Source organism: Bacillus sp. AK25 (assembly GCF_048270685.1).
In the GTDB taxonomy this organism is placed as follows: domain Bacteria; phylum Bacillota; class Bacilli; order Bacillales; family Bacillaceae; genus Bacillus; species Bacillus altitudinis.
In genome coordinates this window covers 971,237-997,098 of record NZ_JBLUWC010000001.1, presented here as the reverse complement: position 1 = coordinate 997,098, position 25,862 = coordinate 971,237, and the positions used below count along the sequence as shown (strand labels likewise).

Below are 25,862 nucleotides of genomic sequence, written 5' to 3'. Positions count from 1 at the left end.
AAAAATCCGGCGAACTGAGCCGGATTTTTTATTTATTGCTTTGCGATGTTTCCTCTTTTTTCGCTGCCTTTTCCATATCGATGATTCTCTCCATCATCGTCGGGTGCCCATAGCGGAATATTTTCACTAAAAGTGGCGGATTGACTTGGGAAAGCCCTGATTTTGCAAGCTTTTGAAATGACGTCACCCCCGCCTCTCCATCCTTTGTCAAGTTCACAGCATATTCATCAGCTGCACGTTCTTGATGTCTTGACACAGCATTTGTAAAAGGAGAAGCAACAAATGACAGCATAGATACAATGATCAAAAGAAGCGGAAGAGCAGCAACGTCATGTGGTGCCTTCAGACGAAATGGAGAAGCGCCTTTTTGGTAAAGGGAAAAATAAAGACGGTCAATGGCAAAAAATCCAACCAGAGACAACACTAAATATCCTGCTAAACCGATATACACATGCTTCATCACGTAATGTCCCATCTCATGCGCCATGATAAATAAGATTTCACGGTCTTTCAGCTTTTGAAGTGTCGTATCCCACAAAACAATACGCTTATTTTCACCAATTCCTGTGACGTAAGCATTCATCGTGTTTGTTTTCTCTGACATGTTGACTTCATATACATGATCTGCTGGAATGTGTGCTTTCTCTGCAAGAGTTAATATCTTTTTCTCAAGCGCTTGATCCTTCAATGGGTAAAAATCATTGTAGAGTGGATCAATAACGACCGGCTGTATAAAGAAAAGAAACAGTGTAACTGGAACGGTTAAACACCAAGCATACAGCCACCAATATTTCCTTTTCTTTTGAATGAGCCAAAAGAACACAATTGCGCATAGAACAAGCAGCGGATATTGAATCCAAAAATCAAGCGTTTGGTCTTTTAGCCAACTTGCCGTGCTTTGTGCTGAAACACCGTAGTGCAAGGACAACTGGTAGCTCACCCACTTGACCGGCAATGTGATCAGCATCGTCAAAAGTGACAGCACAAACACATACACAAGTTTGCTCAAAAGGTGAAAACGAGCTGCTGCCAAGCTCCAATCTGCTAATTTCCTTGAAAACCCAGAAATGAGCAAAAGGAAAAAGACATACCAATCTAAAGGAATTGTCATAAAGTACAACAGGTTACGAATGTTCGAGTAACTTCCACTAATCACAAGCTCATGGCTTGTCATAAATGTATGCGGGTCTGCACTTGTCCCTTTCACACTGTCAGGGACAGATGAATCCCCCATTAGAAATAAGTAAGAATAAATAAAAAGACCGTACAATATGTATGCTACCGTTGCAAGAGCTACCCATTTGCGTACTCGCACTGGTCAGCCTCCTTTCCATTTCTCTCTCTATTGTAATCACGCACGTTTTTGTTTAGAACCTGTCTCATGTGGCTCCATCATAGCATGCCCTATCTGAAAAAGCTTGAGTGAAAAAAATGATTATGCTGTTCAATAATCGGAGAAACTAACCATAAAAAAGTGAGTTGGAGGTTCCTCATGAAGAAAATCCTTGCAGGAATTGTGATCTTTGGGCTTTTACTGATTACCTTCTTTTATGTGTTCAGCCGGACAAGTGACATCTTCGATGAAAATCGAGCAGAGAAATTATTGCTTTCACCGACGAACCAGTCCATTTCATATGAAATAGATGATAAAGATACAACTGAGGATCTAATTGAACAATTAAACAAAGGGAAACAAACAAGCAGCCATCTCAAAAAGAATGTAAAAAAGCCAGATTATATCGCCAAGGTCATGTTCGGACGGACAAATGGCACTTCTTTTCAGCTATGGACCAACCGCTCTCAAGTTGTTTTTTTAGTAGACGGCACCTATTATGAATTAAATCAAAAACAGTCAAATTCCTTTCGAAAACAGGTACAAGAAGCGATTCAAAAAGGAGACTCTTCATAAGAGACTCCCTAGATTGTAGACAAAGGGATAAAATGAACTTGATTTTATCCCCTTGTCTTCTTTTCAGCGTGATAGAAAACCTTTGCAGTCTAGGAAGGACGAGTACTGGCGCAGAGCGACATTCGTGAGCATCAGCACGCAGGACTGACAAAGAAAGCGAGGGTTTGTCTACACGCTGAGGAGCCTCTTCATAAGAAGCGACTCTTTTTTATTTACTTGTTTCTGCTTGGTACTTATCCTTTAGCGCTCTTCTTAAAATTTTACCAGTCGTGTTTTTTGGAATATCATCAATGAAATGGATCGTTTGGGGCTGCTTATATTTCGCCAAATAGCGTGAACAATGTGTGATGATGTCTTCTTGATTGATGTGAGCATGTTTCTTAGGGGAAATGTAACAGACAACAGCCTCTCCTGTGTTTGGATCTGGCACACCGATGACAACGGCTTCTGCTACAGCTTCATGTTGATAAAGCACTTCTTCTACTTCTCTTGGATAGACATTATACCCGCCAACGAGAATCATATCCTTTTTTCGATCGACGATATAAATATATCCTTCTTCATCTCTTCTCGCCAAATCTCCTGTGTACAGCCAGCCGTCTTTCAGGGCCGCCTCTGTGTCTTCTGGCATTTGGTAATAGCCTTTCATAATGTTTGGCCCTTTTGCGATGAGTTCTCCGACTTCGTTTGGTCCAACTTCCTCTCCAAGTTCATTCACGATCTTATTTTTCACATTCATAATATCAGTGCCGACCGAGCCTGGTTTTCTTTTTCCATCAAGGGGATTGAATGCCGTCACTGGGGAAGCCTCTGATAATCCGTAGCCTTCTAGCACCGTGACACCGAATTTTTCTTCAAAACCGTGAAGTAAAGCAACAGGCATGGACGCACCGCCTGATATACAAATCCTCACCGACTTCATCGCTTCCTCATGACCGTCCTGGCGGTATAAATAGTTATACATGGTTGGAACACCAACAAATAGCGTTGGTTTTTCTTTCTCCATCATTCGTAAAAGCTCTGATGGGCTGAAATGCGGCAGGACATAGATTGTCGCTCCATGAATCAAGGGGGCATTCATACAGACGGTCAAACAAAACACATGGAACATCGGCAAAGCAGCAATCACCTTGTCCTTCTCATCAATTGACAGGTACTCCGCAATGTCTCTTGCATTTGAATAAAGGTTAACATGAGTGAGCATTGCCCCTTTTGGTTTTCCTGTTGTACCAGATGTAAATAAAATAACGGCCGTATCGTCAGGTTGTATGGCAGGATGCTCAGCTTCTGGTGCATCTCCAGACACAAGCTTTCCGAAGAAAACAAGACGATCAGATACTTCTTTTAAACTTGACCTGCACGCAGATTCATTTTGAGCACAAATAATGACTCGTTCAATCGCTGGAAGCTGTTCATACACCTGCTCGTATATCGGCAGAAGCTGATCCGGTGCAACAATCCCTTTTACATCACCAGTGACCAGCATGTAGCCGATTTCACTTGGCGTATATGTTGGATTGACAGGTACAACAACAAGCCCTGCCTTTAATGCACCAAAAAATGAAATCACAAAATGCGGTGAATTTCCTAAAATCAGTGCGATATGATCCCCCGCTTGAAACCCTTCGCTCACTAAACCATCTGCAAAACGTTCGATACTTGTCATCAGTTCTCGATAGGTCCACTTGTTCCCTTCAAAGATCAGTGCGACGTTCTCTCCCTTGGTCATCGCAGTCTGCTCAAGATTTTTGATCAAATCCATTCTCCCACCCCTTATACTTCATCAATGAATGAATAGCCATTCATTTTATGACCAAACATTCCTCCTTTCTATTATAATAGACAATCGAAAAAATTCACAAGATCAAATGTAAACCGCTTTCATCCCTTTCATTAGAAAAAAGCACCGCTATCTCTAGCCGTGCTTGTCCTTGCTTAATAAATCAAATCTAGAAAATCTTCTTTTGATACGTTACCAAAATAATGGCGCATATCCATGTCTTCTAATACATCACTAATGGTTTTGCGATCATATTGCTGCCCAATGAGTCGTTTCTCAATATCAGCAATATCTCCTACACCGAAGAAGTCACCAAAAATTTTGCAGTCTTGAATGATGCCTTTTTTCACTTCTAATCGAAGATCAATCGATCCAGCTGGAAAACGCTTAGAGTGCTGCAAGTTAAACTTAGGAGAACGGCCGTAGTTCCATTCCCATTTTTGGTATCGATCACGAGAAATCTCATGAATCTTCTCCCAATCTTTTTCTGTCAGCTTATACTCAGGCACGTCTCCGTTCGTGTCAAAAATATAGCTTAAAAGAATTTTTCTAAATTCTTCTGTTGTCATTTTTTGATCCATCAGTTCACTAATGTTGGCGACCCTGCTTCTAATGGATTTAATCCCTTTTGATTCGATCTTTTCTTTCTTCACATTTAATGCCGAGACAACATGTTCGATTTCTGAATCAAATAATAGGGTGCCATGGCTGAAGATACGTCCTCTTGTAGCAAATTGAGCATTCCCCGAAATTTTTCGCCCATCTGCCATGATGTCATTTCTCCCGCTTAATTCCGCTTTGACGCCAAGCTTTTCAAGCGCTTTGATAACTGGCTCGGTGAATTTTTTAAAGTTATGAAAGCTGTCTCCATCGTCTTTTGTAATAAAACTGAAGTTCAAGTTTCCTTTGTCATGGTAAACTGCACCACCGCCAGATAACCTGCGAACGACTTTGATGCCATTGTCTTCGACATATTTTGTATTGATTTCTTCTATTGTATTTTGGTTCTTTCCAATAATAATGGACGGCTGGTTGATGTAAAACAGCAAATACGTTTCTTCTGGATCTAAATATTTTAAGCAATACTCTTCAATGGCTAAATTAATCATTGGGTCATAATGTTGCTCGTTATCGATAAACAGCATCTCTATCTTCCTTCCTTGTTCCATATAAGCCCTGAATGGGCAAGCTGTATATTGCCAGTATATAACGCCTGTGCTTCATTGACTAGGTCTTTATGCCGACCGAAATGAGGCAGATGGGTGATGATGAGCTCTCCAACATTTGCTTCACTTGCCAGCTTCCCTACTTCAGTGCTGTTCATATGTCCTGCACCCGATCCGTCTTGTCCGGCGTAAAAGTTGCTTTCGGCAATAAGTAAGTCTGCATCCTTGCTAAAAGGGATAAATGCATCTTGATAGCTGGAATCAGCTGTATACACCACCACAGCCTCATTTGCCTGAATTCTCATCGCATAGCATTCTGCCGGATGAACCGTTTTCAAAAAATCAATTTGAAATGGTCCGATTTGAATGCCCTCTTCCGGGTGATAAGGTTTTGTCTTTGTATGTACATCATCAGAGAGCCGCTGAAATGCTGCTTGATCCCCGGTATGTCCGTAGATCGTCAGCGGACCACTGCTTTTTCCTAAATGATAACCCACTAGCTTCGCATATTGGAGAGGTCCGATATCTGCAATATGATCGTGATGATAATGAGAAAGGAGTACAGCATCTAGTTCTTCTATATCAATGTATTGCTGAAGCTTTGACAGAACTCCGCTCCCGCAGTCGACAAGCAGACGAAAACCATCTGATTCAAAAAGATAACCTGATGTGGCTTCACCAGCTGCTGGAAATCCTCCGTAGCAGCCAATCACGGTTAATTTCATCGTCATATTTCCTCCTTTTCAAAAAATCCCCTTCTTACAATATACCCATTTTTCATAAAAAAAGCATTCTTCTTGCCTATTGTTACAAAACAGATTGACAATTATTAATCTGTTATAATACAATGATAGCAATAAAACGTATTGGAGGATGACAAATGCTAGGAAAAATCACTGAGTTTTTTAGAAATTTGCCTTCAAAAAAATGCACAAAATGTGGAAATGATTTAATGGAACAGCACGAGTGTTACGGTAATGAATGTGAGGAATGCTCACAAGTAAGTTATCTTAAATAAGTAAATAAATAGAATAAAAAAGCACTTTTTTCCTCCGTCGTCAGTTGGAGTCAAAAGTGCTTTTTATTTTTTCTAAAAAATAGGTAAAAAGGTAAAACCCTTGGTACAGAAGGGTTTTTTAGTATTTTCATATGATGACTTTTAGTTCGGAAGGCACTTTTTATTGACTTAAAACAACGAAGGGGGTTCGAAGTGTCCATTTTTTCAAATAATTTTGTATTTTCTTAATATAATTTAATCGTGGACGAACCTCTTTAATTTTAGTTATACTTTAATTCATATATTAAAACTTAATATAATGGGAATATTCCTTTAATGAATATGTTAGGGAGGAAATCTATGAAAAAATTAAAATTTGGATTAGCTACTCAAATCCTAATCGGTCTTATTCTCGGTGTCGTGGTTGGTGCGATCTTTTTCGGTAACCCTGGTGTTGAGACATATTTAAAACCAATTGGAGACTTCTTCTTACGACTCATTAAGATGATTGTCATTCCGATTGTCGTATCTAGCTTAATTTTAGGTGTTGCAGGTGCGGGTGATGGTAAAAAAGTAGGAAAGCTTGGTTTTAGAACCATTCTTTATTTTGAAATTATCACAACGTTTGCGATCATCCTTGGTCTTGTGCTTGCGAACTTTGTTCAACCAGGTGCAGGCGTTGACTTTGGACATACAGAAAAACAGGATATTAGCCAGTATGTTGAAACGGAAAAAGAACAAAGCAGTAAATCAGTTGCTGATACGTTCCTTCATATCGTTCCGACGAACTTCTTCCAATCATTGGCGGAAGGTGATTTGCTTGCGATTATTTTCTTCACTGTATTATTCGCACTTGGCGTTTCAGCGATTGGTGAACGCGGCAAACCAGTGCTCGCCTTCTTTGAAGGTGTGTCACATGCGATGTTCCATGTCGTCAATGTTGTGATGAAAGCTGCACCATTTGGTGTGTTCGCGCTCATTGGTGTGACAGTATCAAAATTTGGTCTTGAATCTCTCGTTTCATTAGGTAAGCTCGTAGGTCTTGTTTATTTTGCGCTCGCTCTCTTCCTTATCGTTGTATTCGGAATTATTGGAAAGATGATTGGCGTCAATATTTTCAGATTTCTTGCTTACATGAAAGACGAAATGCTTCTCGCCTTTAGTACATCCAGCTCTGAAACAGTTTTACCGAGAGTCATGGATAAAATGGAGCGCATCGGGTGTCCAAAAGGAATTGTTTCTTTTGTTATCCCAATTGGTTATACGTTTAATCTGGACGGCTCCGTCTTGTATCAAGCCATTGCGGCGCTTTTCTTAGCGCAGGTATATGGCATTGACCTCACAATCGTACAGCAACTCACACTAATCCTTGTACTGATGGTGACATCAAAAGGAATGGCTGCCGTTCCTGGTACATCCTTTGTTGTATTACTTGCAACACTTGGAACGATCGGTGTTCCTGCTGAAGGTCTAGCCTTTATTGCAGGTGTTGATCGTATCATGGATATGGCAAGAACCGTTGTCAACTTAACTGGTAATGCACTTGCAGCTGTCGTGATGTCTAAATGGGAAGGGCAATATGACCCTGAAAAAGGACACCGCGTGATGACTGGACAAGATGTACCTGAGCCAACACAACTTTCAAGCTAATCAAAAAGAACCCCGATCATGGGGTTCTTTTTTTATACTGTGATTAATTTGCTTTGAACATAGTGGTACAGTAGATTGGCTGTATGAATCAATGAGTCTTCATGGGTTCTTTCAAAGGCATGCGAAGAGTCAATGCCAGGTCCAATCAGTCCATGAATGATATCATGCCCTGCTCGAATCGCTGCCGACGCATCTGAGCCATAATAAGGGTATATATCAAGGCGGTAATCGATCTTATTTGCCTCAGCTAATGCTGCTAAATGTTTGCGCAGACCATAGTGATAAGGACCGCTAGAATCCTTCACACATATCGACACACTGTATTCATCGGTTGATTGACCATCACCGATGGCTCCCATATCAACAGCCAAATATTCCACCGTTTCTTCCGGGATATTCGAGTTCCCACCGTATCCAATTTCTTCATTATTTGAAATTAAGAAATGTGTCGTATGCGGCAATGTGATGTTCTCTGTTTGAATGCGGTGAATCAATCTCAGCAACAACGCCACACTTGCCTTATCATCAAGGTGTCTTGATTTAATAAAACCTGAAGATGTCACTTCCACTCTAGGATCAAATGAGATAAAGTCTCCTACTTGAATGCCGAGTGCTTGCACATCGTCTGCATTTTTCACTTTCTCATCTAAGCGAATCTCCATATTTTCTTGATTTCGCTTCGCTTTTCCAGCATCCTCATATACGTGAACGGACGTTTGATGCATCAGAATGGTACCTGTGTATGTACGGCCTGTTACTGTTTCAATTTCACAATACTCGCCTTCTATCGAGTTATATTGAAAGCCTCCAATGAGTGCAAGACGCAGCCGGCCATTTGATTTAATTTCTTTGACCATCGCACCAAGCGTATCGACATGTGCTGTCAGCATGCGGTGTTCCTTGTCATCTGTTCCTTTTAGGGTGGCAATTAATCCGCCTTTTCGATTTCGCTTCGTTTCAATATGTAAATCTTGTAAAAAACGTTCGACAAAGCCAATCACTTTCTCAGTATTTCCTGATGGACTTGGGATCGACACAAGCTTTTGAATAAGCTGAACCGTTTCATTTACTTCCGTTGTCATTCGGCATATCCTCCTTCATCTAAAAGAAATTCTTTCCAAGCATGCCTTTTTTCAGCATCCTTCTTAAAATATATCGCTTCGGGTTCCTGATGTCTAATTTCTAATCAAAAAAACCTTTCTCATGAAAGAGAAAGGTTTTTCGATTAAGCTTCTTCTTGTTTCATTTTTCTTATGTTCCAAGCAAAGTATGCTGTTGTTGCAGCCATCATGATGATGGCTACTGTTCCAAGAATCGCTGCTTGGTGCCATAAATAACTGTTATCACCGCTTGCAATGATCGTTCTAAATCCGTTGATGGTATACGTCATTGGAAGCAGACTGTGAATGACTTGGAAGAATTTTGGTACAAGCTCTAGCGGGAATGTACCCGCACTTGCTGCAAGCTGAAGAACCAAGATAATGACGGCAATGAAGCGACCTGGATTCCCCATTGTCGTCGCAAGCAGCTGAATGATCGCTAGGAATGTCAGACTGACGATGATCGCAAAGAGATAGAAGCGCCAGAGGCTTTCCACCTCAAGTCCAAGTCCAAAGATGAGCATAGAGCTTGCAATCACTGCCTGCAAGATACCGACTAAGAGAAGCACACTATATTTGCTGACAAACCATTCAAACGCATTTCTAGGGCGTCCTGCAGGATCTTTCATTGGGAATACAACAGTTAGCATAAGAGCTCCAACAAAGAGTCCCATTGATAAAATATATGGTGTGAGCCCTGTTCCATAGTTATCAATTTTTTTCGCTGTATCATTCTCTGTTTTGACTGGGCTTGCAATCATATTGTAATTGTCCTGCCCCGCATCAATGTCTCCTGTTTCATCTGCAGCGCTTTTTAGCTTATCAGAAAGCTCTCCAGTCCCGCTTTTTAAGTCACCTAATCCTTTATCAAGGGATTTTGACCCTTCAGCCAGTTTAGATGAGTTGCTTTGGATACTCGCTGATCCACTTTCTAGTTTATTCAATGCTGCACTAAGCTGGCTTGAACCATTTGCCAGTTTATCCGCACCACTTTTCGCTGTATCAAGCTTTCCATTTGCTGTTTGCAGGCCATCTTGTAATTTCCCTTGACCCGTTTGAAGCTTCAGTGCACCTTGATACAATTTATTCGTACCGGATGTCATTTGATCAATCGCATTTTGTATGGCGACTGTTGATGTATACAGCTGTTCTGTTTTCTCTGGGAGCTGCTTGACTTGCTGTAGCTGTGCTTTTGCAGATGCAACCGCAGACTGAACTTCACTTGCGTCAGGCAGTTCCTGCAGCGCCGCTAAGCTTTGCTCAAGCCCAGACAAATCAGGCAGTTCGATTGTAGGAAGACTGTCTAGTTGATCCATTGCCGCCTTTTTCTCTTCATCTGTCATTGAGCTGTTTTGAATAATACTTTTTACTTTTGCATCTCGATTAGATAATGCTTCTTTTAAAGAAGCAAGTTTGGTACTAAACGTTTTTGCATCTTTTTTCACCTGATCAATCTTAGGCGCCATCTTTTCAAGATTCGCTAATTCAGGTGAAGACAATACTTTCTCCACAGCAGCGATTTTTTCTGAAAATGACTGTGCTTTATTGTTCAGCTGCTCAATGCCTGCTGTGAATTGCGGCATTTTAGAAGAAAGCTGCTCATGTCCTTTACGGCTTGTGTTTAACCCTTCGGTTAATGTATCAATTCCTGTGCCAAGCTCCCCAAATTTCTGATCAATCGTTTGATAGCCTGTTAAGAGCTGACCAAGACCACTGTCAAGAGATTGAATTCCAGTGTTCAGTTCACCCATTTTTCCTGCGAACTGATGGACACCTTCGCTATACGTTAACGTTCCTTCTGCCAATTTCGCTAGATTGTCTTTTAATTTTTGACTGCCATCTTTTGCGCTTTTTGTTCCGTCATCAATTTTCTTCGCTCCATCGCTTGCTTGATCTAATCCTTTTGCAATTGTTTTGAAGTTATCAAAGATGACCTCAGCATAATTTTCTGTGATTTGCTTTGAAACCGAATCTTTTAATTTGATAATGGCGTTATTCGCAATTTGAGACGCAGCATAGTTTGCGCCTGGGTTCGTATAATATTTCAGATTCGATTTTTTCGGATGTTTGTCTAGTACTGTACTCGCATTTTTCGAGAAATCTTTCGGAATCTCGACGACAAGATAATAATCCTCGTTATTTAACCCTTTGATGGCCTTTTCTTCACTATCAACAAAATGCCATTTAAAACTATCGTTCTTCTTCAATTCCTTCACTAAATCATCGCCCACTTGAAGGGTTTTGCCGTCATAATGACTGCCTTCATCCAAGTTGACAACCGCTACAGGTAATTGATCAACTGTACCATATGGATCCCAGTAAGCTTTTAAAAATACACCACTATAAATCAGTGGAACAAATAAGACAGCTAAAATCGGGATTAGTAGTTTTTTGCTCGTCACAATGTCTTTCCATTGATTCCGAATTACATTCATTGCTGTTTTCCTCCCATGGATGAATGACTAAATTAAGAATTCGGTCATTTGAACTTAAAAAAAATTATGTTGTTGCAGACAGTCCTTTTAGTACATAAAGCTCGAGCGATTCAGCGACCTCTTCTTTTGTTAAAGGCTCATATCGTTTTTCCCAGTCAAAAATAAGTGCAATATATAGTTTCACCATCACAAATGCCGTCAATTCAGGATCACAGGGCTTAATGTCGCCTTTTTCAATCGCTTCTTTTACTTTTGTTTTAATATAGCGAATGATCATCTGCTCCATTTTTTCAATCATTTCTTTCACTGCTGATGTGCCAAGCTCCGCATTTTCCTGAAAGATTTTAATTGTAAGCTGGTGGTTTTTTCGAAATTCTAATATTGCAAAGAGTGCTAAGTGAAGGTTTTCAGAGAAACTATTCTTCTCATCTATTGCTTCATCTGCAATTTTCTTCATCTCCATTAACAGTGATGTGAAAATTTCATCGAACAGCTCTTCTTTGTTTTTGAAAAAGGTATAAATCGTTCCTTTTCCGACGTTGGCAAGCTTTGCTACAAGGTCCATTGTCGTGGCTTTATACCCGAACTGGGTAAATGCCTTTGTTGCTCCATCTAAAATCATTTGTCTCCTATCAACACTCATGATCTCACTCCCAAAATGACTATTTGAACGTTTCGGTCATTAAGTACAGAAAGTAATATACCACATCTTTTTCGTCAGATGCAACAACTTTGTTCAATTTTATTATTCACCACTCTTTTCTAAACATACGAACATGAAAAACTCCCTTTCCATGACAGAAAAGGGAGTTTATTTTTTATGAAAATAGATAAGATACAGCTTCTGAGATGGCAGCTTTTCCTTGATCAATACAATCAGGAATCCCAACACCTTCAAATGCAGCACCCGTGATATAAATACCAGGATATGATTGCTTAAACGTTTCTCGCATCGTCGAAATCTCTTTTTGATGACCCACATGATATTGCGGCATGCTTGTTTTCCAGCGAGTCACTGTCGTCAGCTCTGGATCTGCTTTAATATCCATGATTTTCTTCAAATCCTCCAGCACGATGCTCACGATTTGATGATCAGACTGTTCGACAATTGATTCATCGCCAGCTTTCCCAACGTATGCACGGAGCAATGTTTTTCCTTTAGGTGCAGTGTGAGGCCATTTCTTATTTGTCCACGTACATGCTGTAATGGAGAAATCACTATTTCTTGAGATGACAAAACCAGTACCATCATATTCATTGTGAACATCCTCTTCTTTAAATCCGAGTGCAACTGTTGCAACAGAAGTCGATGTCATGTCATGCAAGTACTCAAGCCCTGCTTCTTTTGGAAACATGGAATAGATCGATTGGTGAGGAGTTGTCACAATGGCAGAATCTGCAAAAAGCGTTTGACCGCTGTCTAATTGAACGCCATAACCTCCCTCGGCTTTTTCGATCTGGGTTACTTTTGTCCCTTTGTAAATCTTCGTCAGCTTGAGTTTACTTTCGACCGCTTCAACAAGTGCTTGCAGCCCTTGATTGATTGTCTGGAACTGTCCTTGCTTTTTCGCTGTCACTTGTTGCGCTTTTGCATGCTGCTGTGATTTTTTCATCCCAAGAATCAAACTGCGATGCTTCTGTTCTGTTTGATAGAACTGCGGGAAGGTAGACATTAAGCTCAGGCGATCAATGTCACCAGCATAAATGCCTGATAGTAGCGGTTCAATTAAATTCTCCACCACTTCATCACCCACACGTCTTCTAAAAAATTCCCCCAGAGACTGATCTTCTGTCTGTTTGCTTTTTGGCAAAACGAAATCCATCGCTGCACGTGCTTTTCCGGCAACTGAAAAAAGCCCAGTTGTAATGAAAGGACTGATTTGAGTTGGAATGCCCATGACAGCGCCCTTTGGCATCGGATGAAGGGTTTCATTGACTAATACATACGCTTGCCCTGTTTCATTATTGACGAGCTGATCAGATAGGCCAACATCTTTTGCCAGCTGGGGTCCACTGACCTTTCTTTCTAAAAATGAATCGGGTCCACGTTCAATGATATAACCGTCTTTATATAATGTTTGAATTTTTCCACCTAGCCTAGGACTCGCTTCAATAAGAGATATTTGGATAGGAAGGCCTTTTTCTTCAATTTCCTTTTCCAAATAGAAGGCGGCGGCCAAACCTGTGATGCCACCGCCAATGATGACAAGGTGTTTTTGATTGTCATGCATAGGATCGCCTTCTTTTATATGATTACTTGCTTTCATTAAGCTTCTTTAATACGACTGCTGCCAGTGCATCAATAAATGCTGGTTTCGCATTTGGCATTTCTGGACGATAGTAAGCTGCACCAATTTCATCCGTGACGACTTTACATTCATAATCATTGTCGTATAACACTTCAAGGTGATCAGCGACAAATCCAACAGGCACGTATACAAATGTTTTATAGCCTTTTTGCTCAAATAGGTCACGTGTGAGATCTTGTACGTCTGGTCCAAGCCACGGATCAGGCGTATTGCCTTCACTTTGCCAGCCAATTTCATAATGCTCAATTCCTGCACCTTCAGCAATCATTTTTGCAGATTGTGCGAGCTGATCAGGGTATGGGTCCCCTGCTGCAATAATTTTTTCAGGAAGACTGTGTGCAGACACAATCAGCACTGCTGAATCTCTTTCTTCCTGACTCATGGATGCATACGTCTCTTTCACTTGTTTCACCCAATAGTCCACAAACTTCGGTTCATCGTACCAGCTTTCAACAGAAGTAATGTTCAGATGGCCAAGCTTTTCTGCTTCATCTTGTGCACGTTTGTTATACGATTTCACACTAAATGTGGAGAAGTGCGGTGCAAGGACAATACTCACCGCTTCTGTGATGCCATCTCGGTGCATATCAGCGACCGCATCCTCAATGAAAGGCTCGATGTGTTTTAACCCAATGTATACATGAAATTCAATCTCGTCTTGGATCTCATTCAAATGTTCACACAAACCATTTGCCTGCTGTTCTGTAATTTTTGATAAAGGAGAAATGCCGCCAATTGCCTTGTAGCGGTCCTTTAAATCTTGCAGCATCTCCGGCTCTGGCTTTCTGCCTCTACGGATATGTGTATAGTAACGTTCAATGTCTTCTTCTTTATATGGGGTGCCATATGCCATGACAAGTAGCCCCATTTTCTTTTTCTCCACAACCAACACTCCTTCAGATCATTTGAAATCATTTAGATGGATGTCTTTTTATGTTTAGCTGAATAATCGTGAATAAAATCAGTCAGCTTCTTTAACGTGTCTGGTGAGACATCAGGAAATACCCCGTGACCTAAGTTAAAGATGAATTGATCTGATTTCATCCCTTGATCTAAAATCGCTTTTGCTCTTTCTTCAATCACTTCCCAAGGAGAAAGTAAAATCGTTGGATCAAGGTTTCCTTGTAACGTTTTTGTTAAGCCTTCTTTTCGCGCTTCGTCTATACTCATACGCCAATCCAGTCCAACGACATCAAGCGGCAAGTCATGCCAATCTTTCGCCAGATGGCTCGCACCGACACCATACATAATCATTGGTACGTTTTCAGACTTCAGCTCTGTGAAAATACGCTGCATGACAGGCTTAATGAAGGTCCGGTAATCTGCTGCATTTAAAGCGCCAACCCAAGAGTCGAAGATTTGAAATGCTCGGACGCCTGCTTTTACCTGAGCGCGTATGTATGTGATCGTCATATCGGCTAATTTATTCATCAAAAGCATCCATGTCTCTGGCTCACTGTACATGAGCGCCTTTGTTTTATGATAATTTTTAGATGGACCGCCTTCGATCATATAGCTTGCCATCGTAAAAGGTGCGCCTGCGAAACCAATCAGCGGAACATTCAACTGCTCCTCTGTTAACAGCTTGATCGTATCAAGCACATACGGCAGGTCTTCTTCAGGATGAAGCTCTCCAAGACGCTGGATATCTGCCTTTGTCCGAATAGGCGAGTCAATCACTGGTCCAATTCCATTTTTAATTTCAACATCCACTCCAATAGCTGGAAGCGGCGTCATAATATCTTTATATAAAATAGCGGCATCTACACCATATTGTTCTACAGGAAGTCTTGTTACGTAAGCACATAGCTCTGGCTGATGCGTAATTTCAAATAGCCCGTATTTTTCTTTAAGGGCACGATATTCAGGCTGCGAGCGTCCTGCCTGTCTCATATACCAAACTGGTACATGGTCTGTTTTTTCCCCTTTGCACGCCTTTAAGAACGTGTCATTAAAAGCCTTCGTTTTTCCCATTACCTTTCATTCCACCTTTCGCCTCACACTCTCTTTGTATAAGGCTCAAACACTGCTTTTACTATACCGCTTTTTCAAGGCTCGGTATACTAAAGCGGCTCAATGTTCAAAAAATCGCCGAATATTAACGTCCAAAAGCCTCTGGCTTGATATAAGCACTACCTTCGCCTTCTTCTTGTGTTTGAGTATTGTATGGAACAACCTTATACTGCGCATCTGAAAACACATTTGCATACGGCATTGTGTAGCTGTTTGTTCCTGTTACAGAATCGATCAGGGTCTCGCTTCCATTCCTCTTTTCATAAATACGATATTCAACGCGTTTGTCTTCCTGTTCATCCCATGACAGCTCCAATGTAAAGAGCCCTTTGATTTTAAATGCATAACGTGCTTCAAAGCCTGACAGTCCTTCTAAATGGATTGGCGATTGAAGTTCTTTAATTCCCTCTGGTTTTTGGAATGTTTCATTGGTTATTTGGGCTGTTGTTAAAATATCTTTCATTAACTGCACTGGGTACTGACTTCCGCCAGTTAAATAATGACTGTTATCCGTTTTGTCATACCCCATCCAGATCGCCCCTGTTGTACTAGGCGTGTAGCCAGCAAACCAAGCATCTTTCGTTGCCCCTTTGACACCGGAATACGTAGTTGTACCTGTTTTACCAGCCAAATCTCCAGCGTATGATCCGCTCTGAGCGGTTCCGCCTTTGACGACCTGTTGAAGCATTCTTGTCATATTCCAAGCATTTTGTACGCTAAACACTCGTTCTTCTTTGTTTCGATTTTTTTCAACGGTTTCTCCATCATCATTCGTGATTTTCTGAATGAAGAACGGCTTTTTATAGACGCCTTCATTTGCAAATGTATGAAATGCTCCAGCTATCTGCAATGGAGAAACCCCTTTTTCTAAACCGCCAAGCGCTATGGCAAGTCCTTTATCCGAAATATCCATCCCCATTTTCTCAAGATAGGATTTAGACGTATCGATGCCAAGCTGGCTTAACGTCCATACGGCAGATGTATTTTTACTTTTCATGAGAGCCTCTACCATCGTGACCCTGCCCTCGTACTGTCCATCGTAGTTCTTTGGAGAATAGCCGTCATAGCTTTTTTCCTTGTCCTCAAGCAGTGAATACGGTCTGAATTTTTTCTCCTGCATCGCTGGACCATATACTGCGATCGGCTTAAAGACAGAACCAGGCTGTCTAACAGCTGTGACTCTGTTATAGCCTCTTGCCTGATATTCTCGTCCGCCTATTGCTGCTTTTACACCACCAGATGCGTTGTCAATAAACACAGCGCTTCCTTCAGGTGACCCGCTTTTTCCCGGGAAATAACGATTGTTTTTCATCGCATCATAGGCAACTTTTTGCAAATTCATATCGATTGGTACCGTAATGGTATAGCCGCCTTGAAGCAATTGTTCATGCGAAATCGAATACTGTGATTCTGCTTCTTTAATCATGAGATCTACATAACTGTCCACCCAAGGGGTTTCTGATTTCTTTTTTAAATGAATACCAAGTGTTCTTCCTTTTGCTTCAACTGTTTCTGTAGAAGACAAATATCCTTGTTCATTCATTAAATTCAGGATGGTATCCCGTCTTTGTTTATTTTTATCTGGGTGTAGAACAGGGGAATACGTTGAAGGTGCCTTTGGCATGGCAGCAAGTGTAGCTCCTTCACTAACTGTGAGATCTTTTACATCTTTACTAAAATAGTAATTGGCCGCTGCTTGGATCCCATAGACGCCATGACCAAAGTAAAGCTGATTCAAATACATTTCAAGCAGCTTGTCCTTTGAATAATCTCTTTCTAAATTGATCGCAATAATGACTTCTTTTGTTTTTCGAAGAAACGTTTTATCATTTGTGAGAAAGATATTTTTGGCGAGCTGCTGAGTGATGGTACTGCCGCCTTCTACCTTTCCACCTGCTAATATATCTCGATAAACCGCCCTTGAAATCGATTGTGCATCAATTCCGTGGTGCTCATAAAAGCGCTTGTCCTCTACAGCAACAAAAGCTTTCGCCACTTTATCTGGGACCTCTTTTAATGACACAGGGTCCCGATTTTCTGAATACATGCTTGTGAGTTCTTTTCCATTCTGATCAATGATTTTCGAGGAAGCGTGAAAAACGAGCTTCTTCTCATCTATGACATAATGTCCTAAAAATAAAATGGTCAGATAGCCAATAAATGAAAGCACGATTGTACTTCCTGCAATGACTAATGGAATGATTATCTTCTTTTTCTTCAAATTAGGTCACCTCATTCCTTTATACGGATAGTATGGGATGTATTGCTTCATAATATGTTTTATGGATTGACTACCAAAGAATTATATATCATTCTTTTGTTATACTATCAAGCAGGAGGCGGTTTAGATGAATTTCTATATTACATATGGAACAGCAGACTTTTTGCAAAAAATCGCAAAAAAACATCATCTTGAAAATCTGCTTTATACGGTCGGTAAGGAACAAGCGGCTCTTTTTCATGAAACGGAGGGTGAGACAGTCTTTAAAGCACCCCATGCCTATGATGTGATTTATACAAAAGGTGAGCTCGTCCAATCTGGCTTTGTCACGCTGAATCATATCCCTGTAAAGCTCGAAAGCAGAGCACTTTTTGAATCCACCTTTCAGAAAAAAACAAACATGTCAGAACACCAGCGCGGCTTTCAGGCGCTTCGTGTGTTAAGACCAAAAAAGGATGAAGAAGTGTACTTGATATTGACCCTTTGGGAATCTGAAGACTTATTTCAAGACTTTCAAGAGTCAGAAGCATTCTTTCAGCCGCACGAGGATACTGGCTCCATCTTCTCTCGTCCTGCCTATCTGACATCCTATCATGCCGTCATAGACCATTAAGGAAGTGCTGCTCTTCGCACTTCTTTTTTTCATAAAAAAAAGCCCTTCTGCTGGGCTTTCAACGCTTATCTCTAAGCTCGTACCGATGAATGATTGGCTGAAGTACATAAAAATTCAGCAAGATCCACCCTAATAAGATGGGCCATTTGAGCATAGGTGAAGCACCTTTCATCTGAATAAGTAGTACCAACAGTGGAATCAAACAAATCATCAAAAAGCTCATCTTCGAAACGAACGTTTCTTTGATTTGATGCCGGCAGCTTGGACAAAGCATCATTCTCGTATGCGATAAATGAAATTTTTCGACGAAAGAAAATGCTTTTGAACAATTTGGACAGCTTCCCAATGCCACTCCCCCTTTTTCAAGCTTCATACTTAACCTTCGACTTTTATGTAAAATGACCTTTTCTGTCATTCTCGACATCCTCTTCTGTTGAAAGATTCTAACAATTACCATACAATCAGTAAAAGAGCCTAAAGGAGGTTTTCGGATCAATGACAGTATCCACTTTACACAAAAGGATCAATGAACGTCTTGATGAACATTATGAGGAAATGGTTGAAATTAGACGCCATCTCCATATGAATCCAGAACTTTCTTTTCAGGAAGAGGAAACAGCTACTTACATCGCTCAATATTATGACAGATTACATATCCCAACACGCACACATGTAGGCGGACATGGTGTACTCGCTTTTATTGAAGGAACTTCCCCTGGACCGACCATTGCACTGAGAGCTGATTTTGATGCACTTCCCATTCATGATGAAAAGGATGTACCTTACCGTTCAACAAAACCTGGCGTCATGCACGCATGCGGTCACGATGGCCACACAGCAACACTTCTCGTCTTAGCGAAGATCTTACATGAGCACCGAGATCAATTAAAAGGAAAAATCGTCCTCATTCATCAACACGCTGAAGAATATGCCCCCGGCGGTGCGAAACCAATGATTGAAGATGGCTGTTTAGACGGTGTTGACGTCATTTTCGGCACCCACCTTTGGTCCTCAGAGCCATGCGGCACTGTTCTTTATAAAAGCGGGAACTTTATGGCAGCCGCCGATCGTTTCTCTATTCAAGTGCAAGGGAAAGGCGGACATGGCGCACAGCCGCACCTGACGAAAGATGCCGTACTCATCGGTTCACAAATTGTAGCCAATCTTCAGCAGGTCGTGGCCCGTAAAGTCAACCCGATTGATTCTGCGGTGGTATCTGTAGGGGGATTTGTCGCTGAAAATGCCTTTAACGTCATTGCAGATTCGGCCGTGCTGACAGGTACTGCACGTTCCTTTGAAGAGAGTGCACGCCATATCATTGAACGTGAAATTGAACAGGTGGTGAAAGGTGTCTGCCACATGCACGATGCCTCTTATACTTATGAATATGTAAGAGGCTATCCTGCAGTCAAAAATCACCCTGCACCAACTGAATATATAGCAGAAATAGCCAAACAGACAGAAGGAGTCACAGAAGTAAAAGAAGCCGAAACCCAAATGGGCGGAGAAGACTTTGCTTACTACCTTCAGCATGTTCCTGGTACTTTCTTCTACACAGGCGCTATGCCAGAAAACAGCCAAGATGTGTATCCACACCACCATCCAAAATTTGATATTAACGAAAACGCAATGCCTGTCGCAGCAAAGGTACTCGCTCATGCCGTCCTTTCCTACGATGAATGAAAAAAGCCGCTGCTGGGCAGTGGCTTTTCTATTTCAATTCTTTCAACACACGCAAGTGAAACACATGGCGTGCGACTTCACCAAGCTGTCCTGTCAGCTGATGATTTGCCACCCCGCCAACAGCGGCACCGACCACAGGCATTAATTGAAACAGCTTCACAAGGTCAATATAATCTCGATATTCCTGCTGAAAACTATACCAATCCATTTCTTCCCGGGTTGTTTCCCATTCTTCAATGAGTTTCATCATTTTTTGACGATGTGCACTGCTTGAAAAGGCGAGTTGAAAAATACAAAGCAAAAAGAGCCTTTCCTCTTTTTGAGACAAATCGAATCCATATATACAAGCAAGCTCATATAGACATTTCATTTTAATACTCAAAAGGAGAGGGAAATCCGCCATTCCGAGAAACAATCCACCCGCACCTGTGCCAATTCCTTCAATCGCAGCGGCCTTTTGATAATATGTCACCTTTTCCTTTGCCAGCTCATTTCGCTCTACAAGAGACAATTGTTCATCAATGACTGTAAATGAAGTAAAATGGCTTCCTGATACGGTGGATTCAACCATTGTTTTCACCGCACTTGTGATGACTTGATGAAATCGAGCAGGGATTTTGCGATTCACTTGCTGCTGAACGCCTTTTGAAAACCGCTCGATCTTGGATGGTTTTCTTAAAAAACGCATTTGAAAAAAAATGGCCTCTTCATACAGTTCCCGTTCAGCTGCATTCATCCCAGTTCCCTCCTTGGTGACATCATACGCTCGCTGTAAAAAACGCTTATCTCATCTTTTTTAATCTGCTTTGTACATAAGGCTTGAATAGGACAAGCACAAATACCAATGAAATGAGAAGAGCAAGTCCGCTTCCCTTCCATCCACCTGCTAGGAAAACGGCGGAGCTCAGTACAAATGACTGGATGATGAGTACATTTCGTACGAGAACAAAAAAGCTTCGATCTTTTTCTTGCTGAGACACAGGATAAAGTGCCTGTAACGACAGATGAGCAAAGTGCTTTGTTAACGGGACAAGCTGTACACCTGTGATAAAGACTGTAAACAAGACAAGTAATGCCCCCACCCAGCCTGCTGCACCTGTATACAAGAGGATGAGCACAAACACGACCGTTAACCTAAACACAAGACCAAAATAGTCATTTGAACGTAAAAACGCCCTCACATACATATAAGAAAAAGCTTTACGCTGTTCATAAGGGACAAACTGCAAGACCCAGTCCATATACGCCCTTCTTTTCACTTGTTTCTTTAAATGAGGGACATCCGTAAATAAGTTTGCCAAGCGGTAAAAACGCTGTTTTCGTTTTAACTCATCAGAAATATGCAATTCCCATTGAAAAGGCTGTTTTTTTACTGCATTTGTTAGATAAATGAGATAGACAGCATATAAAAGATAAAAGACGATGGCAATGGCATAAGCTGCTTGTAAAACGGTATACATTAACATTGTATTGAGCAGAAAACGAATCACTGCATCAATCCATCTCACATGTTTCCCTTGAAAATAAGTGATTCTCCACTGAATCGCTGTATTCAGACCTTTTATTAAGATCATTTGCGCCAAAATGAGCACATATAGTATCAGATCGCCTGTGGAGACAGCCGAATATAGCGGAAGTGCAATAATGGACACGGCAATCAAAGGAAATAACTGAGAAATGAAGCTAAAGTTAAACGCTTGTTTTAAATAAGGGTCCATCTTAGCTTCCAAAGGAAGCATAAACACAAGATCTGCCTCTTTGATCAACGTTCGCACGTAAGAACTAGTCAGTACCAATGAGAAAACAACTGCCATCACCCAATAGGATGGGAAGTGAGCTGGAATATGCTTCAGCCAATTACTGTACCAGCTCGCCCCGCCTGCAAGGAAAAAAATGAGCACAATCACAAGATGATCGTTGAACATATATTTTAAATATTTTCTTGTTTCTTGTACGTGTTCTTCTAATCGTGATTTCCAAATGGTTTGCGTTGTTTTACTCATAGCTTTCTTCCTTTGTTAATTCCAAATAAAGATCATCGAGTGTCGCATCTCTCATGTTGAACTGCTCTCTTAGTTCTGTCAGTGTTCCTTTCGCTCTAATTTCCCCTTCATGCAAAATAATAAAGGAATCACAATAACGTTCCGCTGTGGCTAAAATATGCGTTGACATCAGAACACTTGCGCCATTTTGTTTCGCCGCATTCATCCGTTCTAATAGTGCGTTGATCGCAAGCGGATCAAGCCCTAAAAACGGCTCATCGATAATATACAACTCTGGCTCCACAAGAAACGCACACATAATCATCACCTTCTGCTTCATCCCTTTAGAAAAATGAGCAGGGAACCATTTCAATCGCTTCTCCATTCGGAATTCCTTCAGCAAAGACGGCAGACGTACTTCTAATTGTTCTTTTGAAAGGCCGTAAGCCATCGCTGTCAGCTCTAAATGCTCTTTTAACGTTAATTCTTCATATAAGACAGGTGTCTCTGGAATAAACGTAAATTGTGAACGATACGCCTCTTGATCTTCTTGAAGGGTTCGTCCGTTCAGCTCAATGACCCCTTTATGAGGTTTCATTAATCCAATAATATGACGAATGGTTGTACTTTTTCCCGCCCCGTTTAAGCCAATGAGACCAACGATTTGGTTTCTTTCTAATTCAAATGAAATATTTTTCAGAACGGGATTCTTTGTATATCCACCCGTTACATCTTTTACAGTTAGAAGGGACATCAGTTCGTTCCTTTCTTTCTTTTTTCCTTTATAGTACCAAAAACGAAAGACAATTTGAAATGTTTACCTATAGACAACTCATGAATAAAACATCGGCATACTGGTCATCATAATGTATGTAGAAGAAATGAACTTGATGACCAATACGTAAATGAGGTGTTTGTTAAAGGCAATAACCGCATGACAAGTTGGTTTTTCATCTAAAAACCTTAGCTTCTGTTTTGCTTCACTGATTCTTGATTTTTGTGTCCTATACAAATATGTATACGACGAACCAAAACGTCAAATGAGGTGTTTACGGCAGAAATAGCAGGCATATGAATTCTTTATTTCAGTAAATAGAGAATTCAAAAGGCATATCAAATGAAAGCATCAGCATTTCTTCTGCAGGAGCAGGATGAGCGACCAAAGGAGTTCGCTTGTCCTGTTTTCTTTTTTGCTTCTTTTTGTGATACGATAAAGGAAAAATAATGAGGAGTGACATGGCGTGAGCGACTGCATTTTTTGCAAGATCATTGATGGAGACATTCCATGTGCAAAAGTATATGAAGACGAGCATGTATTGGCTTTTCTTGATATCAGCCAAGTAACAAAAGGACATACCCTTGTAATCCCGAAAATACATAAAGAAAACATTTATGACATGACACCAGAAGTGTCTAATCATTACTTCCAAGCGATTCCGAAAATTGCTAGAGCCATCAAACAAGAATTTGAACCAATTGGTTTAAACCTTCTGAACAACAACGGTGAAAAAGCTGGACAATCTGTGTTCCATTACCATATGCATATTATTCCGCGTTATGGCAAAGGCGACGGCTTTGGTGCCGTATGGAAATCACACCAAGATCAATATACATCAGAGGATTTAAAAGACATTTCTTCTGCCATCCATACGCGCCTTACCTCATCTTAATTGATGAGGTTTTTCTTTTTTTCGCCTCTTTTCTGAGCTTATCCTCCGAATCGTAAGATATTTAGGACGATTCAAATTTTTTGTCCAAATGCTTCAAATTTGTGATAGGATGGTTTTATCTTTTGATCCATTAACGCGAGAAATAGGGAGAGATTGTGATGAAGCGAACGACGAATTTTAATGCTGGTCCGGCGGCGCTGCCGCTAGAAGTGCTTCAAAAAGCACAGGAAGAACTTGTTGATTTTAAACAAACCGGGATGTCTGTGATGGAACTTTCTCATCGCAGCGGTGAGTATGAAGAAGTCCACAATAAAGCGAAAGCACTCTTGGTAGAATTGATGGACATTCCAGAAGATTATGAGGTCCTCTTTTTACAAGGCGGGGCAAGTCTTCAATTTGCAATGATTCCGATGAACTTCTTACATGAAGGCGAAACGGCTCATTTCATCCAAACAGGTGCTTGGTCAGAGAAAGCCTTGTCAGAAGCAAAAGGGTTTGGTGAAACATCAGTGTTTGCCTCAAGTGAAGACGACAACTATTCGTATATTCCAGATGTAGATGCGTCCGTTTTAAATGACGGTGCTTACTTGCACATCACATCGAACAATACCATTTTCGGTACTCAGTGGAAAACGTTCCCGAACACGTCACTCCCGCTTATTGCCGACATGTCCAGTGATATTCTCAGCAAAAAAATAGACGTGTCTTCATTTGATTTCATTTATGCCGGGGCACAAAAAAATCTAGGGCCTTCTGGTATCACGATTGTGATCGCGCGCAAACGTTTATTAGAGAAAGAAAAAAGCGGCACACCTAAAATTTTAAAATATTCAACACATGCCAAAGCCAATTCTCTTTATCACACACCACCGACTTTTGCGATTTATATGCTGTCCCTTGTCCTGGAGCAAGTGAAACAGGCGGGCGGTGTAGAAGCAGCAGAAAAACGCAATGAACAAAAAGCAGCACTTCTGTATGATACGATTGATCAAAGCGGCGGTTTTTACAAAGGACATGCACGTGCTGACAGCCGTTCGCATATGAATGTCACGTTTACCCTGCGTGATGATGCACTCACTGCATCCTTTGTGGAGAAAGCAAAACAAGAACAAATGGTTGGACTCGCCGGCCACCGTTCTGTTGGCGGATGCAGAGCCTCGATTTACAACGCCGTCTCTATAGAAGACTGCCAAAAGCTTGCGGACTTTATGAAAAAGTTCCAGCAAGAAAATGAGTAAAAAGGCTTTTCTATCGTGAAATAAATTTGTTATAATAACGAGAAATATAAAGTCATGACTCTTGCAATAAATGATCAGCCATATTATTGGAGAGTTCTAAGAGCTTAGCAGAGGAGAGCATAGAAATGAAAACAAAAGAATTAGTGATTATGTCATTGCTTGCAGCAATGGGAGCTGTTTTGCATACGATTTTCCCGCCCATCTTTTTCGGAATGAAGCCTGATATGATGCTGGTCATGATGTTTTTAAGCATCATCCTTTTTCCGAAGGTACAGCATGTCGTTGTGATCGCCCTAGTCACGGGGGTCATTTCCGCTTTGACAACAGGTTTTCCAGGCGGACAAATTCCAAATATGATTGATAAACCGGTGACAGCCTTTATCTTCTTAGCCCTTTTCTTATCTTGCCAGAAGATCAAGAACAAAGTCGTTCTGACCGCTGTACTCACCGCTGTTGGGACCGTCGTATCGGGCGTGATTTTCCTATCTGCCGCTTTACTGATTACTGGACTGCCGGCTGCGTTACCAGCACTTCTTGTAGGTGTTGTCCTGCCAGCAACTGTGATCAATACGATAGCTATGGTATTTGTCTTCCCGATTGCTCAGTCCATATTAAAGCGCGCAAGAATGATTGAAGTCGCTTAACGAATAACTGAACCTCTTCATTGGATGAAGAGGTTTTTTTCATATTGTTGACAAAGGGCTAAAATGATTCTTTATTTTAGCCAATTGTCTTCTTTTCAGCAATTGAAAGCCCTTGAAGTCTAGGAAGGACGAGTACTGGCGCGGGCGGAGCGAATTTGACATTCGTGAGCACCTGCACGCAGGACTGACAACGAATGCGAGGGTTTGTCTACATGCTGGAACCTCTTCATTAGATGAAGAGGTTTTTTTCATGCTTCTATAAAAGAAAAAGGGTAAGCAGCAAAATGGAGAGCGAAATCCCTGCACCTGCAGCACACACAATTGCTTTTTGTCTTAATACATGTTTTGGCGGATAAGACCCTGCATACCCAAGCTGCCTTACATAATGAATAGAACCACCTGCGAAAATCACACACATACACGTAAAAACGAACAGAAAGACAGACAACCTT

Annotated in this window: 24 protein-coding genes; 8 read left to right on the top strand and 16 right to left on the bottom strand. The window is 41.1% G+C overall.

Translation table 11 applies throughout. The annotated features are described in order from the left end of the window. Positions 1-28: 28 nt before the first annotated feature. Entirely contained in the window at positions 29-1,315 is a 1,287-nt protein-coding gene (locus ACNO7B_RS05085; RefSeq protein ID WP_417901264.1) for a M48 family metallopeptidase, read from the bottom strand. Positions 1,316-1,492: 177 nt separating this feature from the next. On the opposite strand from ACNO7B_RS05085, the gene ACNO7B_RS05080 reads away from it, so the two are divergent. Next, positions 1,493-1,909, top strand: a complete 417-nt coding sequence (locus ACNO7B_RS05080; RefSeq protein ID WP_008348821.1) for a hypothetical protein — start codon at positions 1,493-1,495, stop codon at positions 1,907-1,909. A 208-nt stretch (positions 1,910-2,117) separates the two neighbouring features. On the opposite strand, the gene ACNO7B_RS05075 is transcribed toward ACNO7B_RS05080, so the two are convergent. The 3 genes from ACNO7B_RS05075 to ACNO7B_RS05065 form a co-directional block, all read right to left on the bottom strand. After that, positions 2,118-3,671 carry a fatty acid--CoA ligase family protein gene (locus ACNO7B_RS05075; protein WP_410684876.1) on the bottom strand — a complete coding sequence of 518 codons (1,554 nt, stop codon included), beginning with the start codon at positions 3,669-3,671 and terminating at the stop codon, positions 2,118-2,120. A 173-nt stretch (positions 3,672-3,844) separates the two neighbouring features. Further along, positions 3,845-4,834: a lipoate--protein ligase LplJ gene (lplJ, locus tag ACNO7B_RS05070; RefSeq protein ID WP_035392513.1), complete on the bottom strand. Its 990-nt coding sequence runs from the start codon at positions 4,832-4,834 to the stop codon at positions 3,845-3,847. A 2-nt stretch (positions 4,835-4,836) separates the two neighbouring features. Continuing rightward, positions 4,837-5,580, bottom strand: coding sequence for an MBL fold metallo-hydrolase (locus ACNO7B_RS05065; protein ID WP_025207043.1), 744 nt, complete (start codon positions 5,578-5,580; stop codon positions 4,837-4,839). A gap of 155 nt (positions 5,581-5,735) precedes the next feature. On the opposite strand from ACNO7B_RS05065, the gene yhfH reads away from it, so the two are divergent. Together yhfH and ACNO7B_RS05055 are read left to right on the top strand one after the other, a co-directional pair. Further along, positions 5,736-5,873: a protein YhfH gene (yhfH, locus tag ACNO7B_RS05060; RefSeq protein ID WP_008359029.1), complete on the top strand. Its 138-nt coding sequence runs from the start codon at positions 5,736-5,738 to the stop codon at positions 5,871-5,873. 339 nt (positions 5,874-6,212) lie between these two features. Beyond that, positions 6,213-7,502 (top strand): cation:dicarboxylate symporter family transporter, encoded by a 1,290-nt coding sequence (locus ACNO7B_RS05055; protein ID WP_008348850.1) that lies wholly within the window; start codon positions 6,213-6,215, stop codon positions 7,500-7,502. A 32-nt stretch (positions 7,503-7,534) separates the two neighbouring features. Here the strand turns inward: ACNO7B_RS05055 and ACNO7B_RS05050 are convergent, their stop codons facing one another. The 7 genes from ACNO7B_RS05050 to ACNO7B_RS05020 all read right to left on the bottom strand — a co-directional run bounded on the left by ACNO7B_RS05050 (position 7,535) and on the right by ACNO7B_RS05020 (position 17,580). Beyond that, entirely contained in the window at positions 7,535-8,584 is a 1,050-nt protein-coding gene (locus ACNO7B_RS05050) for a M42 family metallopeptidase (RefSeq protein WP_025207042.1), read from the bottom strand. 143 nt (positions 8,585-8,727) lie between these two features. Next, positions 8,728-11,037, bottom strand: coding sequence for a YhgE/Pip family protein (locus ACNO7B_RS05045; RefSeq protein ID WP_417901263.1), 2,310 nt, complete (start codon positions 11,035-11,037; stop codon positions 8,728-8,730). A gap of 64 nt (positions 11,038-11,101) precedes the next feature. Beyond that, positions 11,102-11,680 (bottom strand): TetR/AcrR family transcriptional regulator, encoded by a 579-nt coding sequence (locus tag ACNO7B_RS05040; RefSeq protein WP_026050070.1) that lies wholly within the window; start codon positions 11,678-11,680, stop codon positions 11,102-11,104. 175 nt (positions 11,681-11,855) lie between these two features. Beyond that, positions 11,856-13,268, bottom strand: coding sequence for a protoporphyrinogen oxidase (gene hemY, locus ACNO7B_RS05035; protein WP_025207039.1), 1,413 nt, complete (start codon positions 13,266-13,268; stop codon positions 11,856-11,858). Positions 13,269-13,290: 22 nt separating this feature from the next. Then, on the bottom strand, positions 13,291-14,229 hold the full coding sequence (gene hemH / locus ACNO7B_RS05030) for a ferrochelatase (protein WP_017366949.1): 939 nt from the start codon (positions 14,227-14,229) through the stop codon (positions 13,291-13,293). Positions 14,230-14,261: 32 nt separating this feature from the next. Continuing rightward, positions 14,262-15,320 (bottom strand): uroporphyrinogen decarboxylase, encoded by a 1,059-nt coding sequence (hemE, locus tag ACNO7B_RS05025; protein ID WP_007497181.1) that lies wholly within the window; start codon positions 15,318-15,320, stop codon positions 14,262-14,264. 124 nt (positions 15,321-15,444) lie between these two features. Then, complete coding sequence (locus tag ACNO7B_RS05020; protein ID WP_017360307.1) at positions 15,445-17,580, bottom strand: transglycosylase domain-containing protein; 2,136 nt, start codon at positions 17,578-17,580, stop codon at positions 15,445-15,447. 127 nt (positions 17,581-17,707) lie between these two features. On the opposite strand from ACNO7B_RS05020, the gene ACNO7B_RS05015 reads away from it, so the two are divergent. After that, positions 17,708-18,193, top strand: coding sequence for an antibiotic biosynthesis monooxygenase family protein (locus tag ACNO7B_RS05015; RefSeq protein ID WP_007497177.1), 486 nt, complete (start codon positions 17,708-17,710; stop codon positions 18,191-18,193). A 58-nt stretch (positions 18,194-18,251) separates the two neighbouring features. On the opposite strand, the gene ACNO7B_RS05010 is transcribed toward ACNO7B_RS05015, so the two are convergent. Then, a complete protein-coding gene (locus ACNO7B_RS05010; RefSeq protein WP_224562986.1) occupies positions 18,252-18,545 on the bottom strand; it encodes a hypothetical protein in 294 nt (97 codons plus the stop codon). A gap of 143 nt (positions 18,546-18,688) precedes the next feature. On the opposite strand from ACNO7B_RS05010, the gene ACNO7B_RS05005 reads away from it, so the two are divergent. Further along, positions 18,689-19,876, top strand: a complete 1,188-nt coding sequence (locus ACNO7B_RS05005) for a M20 family metallopeptidase (RefSeq protein ID WP_410684882.1) — start codon at positions 18,689-18,691, stop codon at positions 19,874-19,876. Positions 19,877-19,904: 28 nt separating this feature from the next. On the opposite strand, the gene ACNO7B_RS05000 is transcribed toward ACNO7B_RS05005, so the two are convergent. The 3 genes from ACNO7B_RS05000 to ACNO7B_RS04990 are packed head-to-tail and all read right to left on the bottom strand — an operon-like array spanning position 19,905 to position 22,612. Next, the gene (locus tag ACNO7B_RS05000) at positions 19,905-20,612 is read right to left on the bottom strand and encodes an EcsC family protein (protein ID WP_417901262.1); all 708 of its coding nucleotides are present in this window, start codon (positions 20,610-20,612) and stop codon (positions 19,905-19,907) included. 46 nt (positions 20,613-20,658) lie between these two features. Continuing rightward, positions 20,659-21,879 (bottom strand): ABC transporter permease, encoded by a 1,221-nt coding sequence (locus ACNO7B_RS04995; RefSeq protein WP_046343097.1) that lies wholly within the window; start codon positions 21,877-21,879, stop codon positions 20,659-20,661. Beyond that, the gene (locus ACNO7B_RS04990) at positions 21,872-22,612 is read right to left on the bottom strand and encodes an ABC transporter ATP-binding protein (RefSeq protein WP_417901261.1); all 741 of its coding nucleotides are present in this window, start codon (positions 22,610-22,612) and stop codon (positions 21,872-21,874) included. Before ACNO7B_RS04990 ends, ACNO7B_RS04995 begins: the two co-directional genes overlap by 8 nt. 487 nt (positions 22,613-23,099) lie before the next feature. On the opposite strand from ACNO7B_RS04990, the gene ACNO7B_RS04985 reads away from it, so the two are divergent. The 3 genes from ACNO7B_RS04985 to ACNO7B_RS04975 all read left to right on the top strand — a co-directional run bounded on the left by ACNO7B_RS04985 (position 23,100) and on the right by ACNO7B_RS04975 (position 25,410). Further along, entirely contained in the window at positions 23,100-23,528 is a 429-nt protein-coding gene (locus ACNO7B_RS04985; protein ID WP_008348883.1) for an HIT family protein, read from the top strand. Between the two features lie 158 nt (positions 23,529-23,686). Continuing rightward, the gene (serC, locus tag ACNO7B_RS04980) at positions 23,687-24,766 is read left to right on the top strand and encodes a 3-phosphoserine/phosphohydroxythreonine transaminase (protein WP_017360313.1); all 1,080 of its coding nucleotides are present in this window, start codon (positions 23,687-23,689) and stop codon (positions 24,764-24,766) included. 125 nt (positions 24,767-24,891) lie between these two features. After that, the gene (locus tag ACNO7B_RS04975; protein ID WP_008348886.1) at positions 24,892-25,410 is read left to right on the top strand and encodes a tryptophan transporter; all 519 of its coding nucleotides are present in this window, start codon (positions 24,892-24,894) and stop codon (positions 25,408-25,410) included. A gap of 256 nt (positions 25,411-25,666) precedes the next feature. Here the strand turns inward: ACNO7B_RS04975 and ACNO7B_RS04970 are convergent, their stop codons facing one another. Beyond that, positions 25,667-25,858 carry a hypothetical protein gene (locus ACNO7B_RS04970; protein WP_008348888.1) on the bottom strand — a complete coding sequence of 64 codons (192 nt, stop codon included), beginning with the start codon at positions 25,856-25,858 and terminating at the stop codon, positions 25,667-25,669. Positions 25,859-25,862 lie beyond the last annotated feature (4 nt).

Bases quoted from the DNA above. Each gene is read 5' to 3' on its own strand.
- ACNO7B_RS05075 (WP_410684876.1), bottom strand. From the start codon at position 3,671: ATGGATTTGATCAAAAATCTTGAGCAGACTGCGATGACCAAGGGAGAG.
- hemE (WP_007497181.1), bottom strand. From the start codon at position 15,320: ATGGGAAAAACGAAGGCTTTTAATGACACGTTCTTAAAGGCGTGCAAA.
- ACNO7B_RS05015 (WP_007497177.1), top strand. From the start codon at position 17,708: ATGAATTTCTATATTACATATGGAACAGCAGACTTTTTGCAAAAAATC.
- ACNO7B_RS04975 (WP_008348886.1), top strand. From the start codon at position 24,892: ATGAAAACAAAAGAATTAGTGATTATGTCATTGCTTGCAGCAATGGGA.
- ACNO7B_RS05045 (WP_417901263.1), bottom strand. From the start codon at position 11,037: ATGAATGTAATTCGGAATCAATGGAAAGACATTGTGACGAGCAAAAAA.
- serC (WP_017360313.1), top strand. From the start codon at position 23,687: ATGAAGCGAACGACGAATTTTAATGCTGGTCCGGCGGCGCTGCCGCTA.
- ACNO7B_RS05080 (WP_008348821.1), top strand. From the start codon at position 1,493: ATGAAGAAAATCCTTGCAGGAATTGTGATCTTTGGGCTTTTACTGATT.
- ACNO7B_RS05005 (WP_410684882.1), top strand. From the start codon at position 18,689: ATGACAGTATCCACTTTACACAAAAGGATCAATGAACGTCTTGATGAA.
- lplJ (WP_035392513.1), bottom strand. From the start codon at position 4,834: ATGCTGTTTATCGATAACGAGCAACATTATGACCCAATGATTAATTTA.
- ACNO7B_RS05065 (WP_025207043.1), bottom strand. From the start codon at position 5,580: ATGAAATTAACCGTGATTGGCTGCTACGGAGGATTTCCAGCAGCTGGT.
- ACNO7B_RS05040 (WP_026050070.1), bottom strand. From the start codon at position 11,680: ATGAGTGTTGATAGGAGACAAATGATTTTAGATGGAGCAACAAAGGCA.
- ACNO7B_RS04990 (WP_417901261.1), bottom strand. From the start codon at position 22,612: ATGTCCCTTCTAACTGTAAAAGATGTAACGGGTGGATATACAAAGAAT.
- ACNO7B_RS05055 (WP_008348850.1), top strand. From the start codon at position 6,213: ATGAAAAAATTAAAATTTGGATTAGCTACTCAAATCCTAATCGGTCTT.
- ACNO7B_RS05000 (WP_417901262.1), bottom strand. From the start codon at position 20,612: ATGAATGCAGCTGAACGGGAACTGTATGAAGAGGCCATTTTTTTTCAA.
- ACNO7B_RS04995 (WP_046343097.1), bottom strand. From the start codon at position 21,879: ATGAGTAAAACAACGCAAACCATTTGGAAATCACGATTAGAAGAACAC.
- ACNO7B_RS05050 (WP_025207042.1), bottom strand. From the start codon at position 8,584: ATGACAACGGAAGTAAATGAAACGGTTCAGCTTATTCAAAAGCTTGTG.
- hemY (WP_025207039.1), bottom strand. From the start codon at position 13,268: ATGCATGACAATCAAAAACACCTTGTCATCATTGGCGGTGGCATCACA.
- yhfH (WP_008359029.1), top strand. From the start codon at position 5,736: ATGCTAGGAAAAATCACTGAGTTTTTTAGAAATTTGCCTTCAAAAAAA.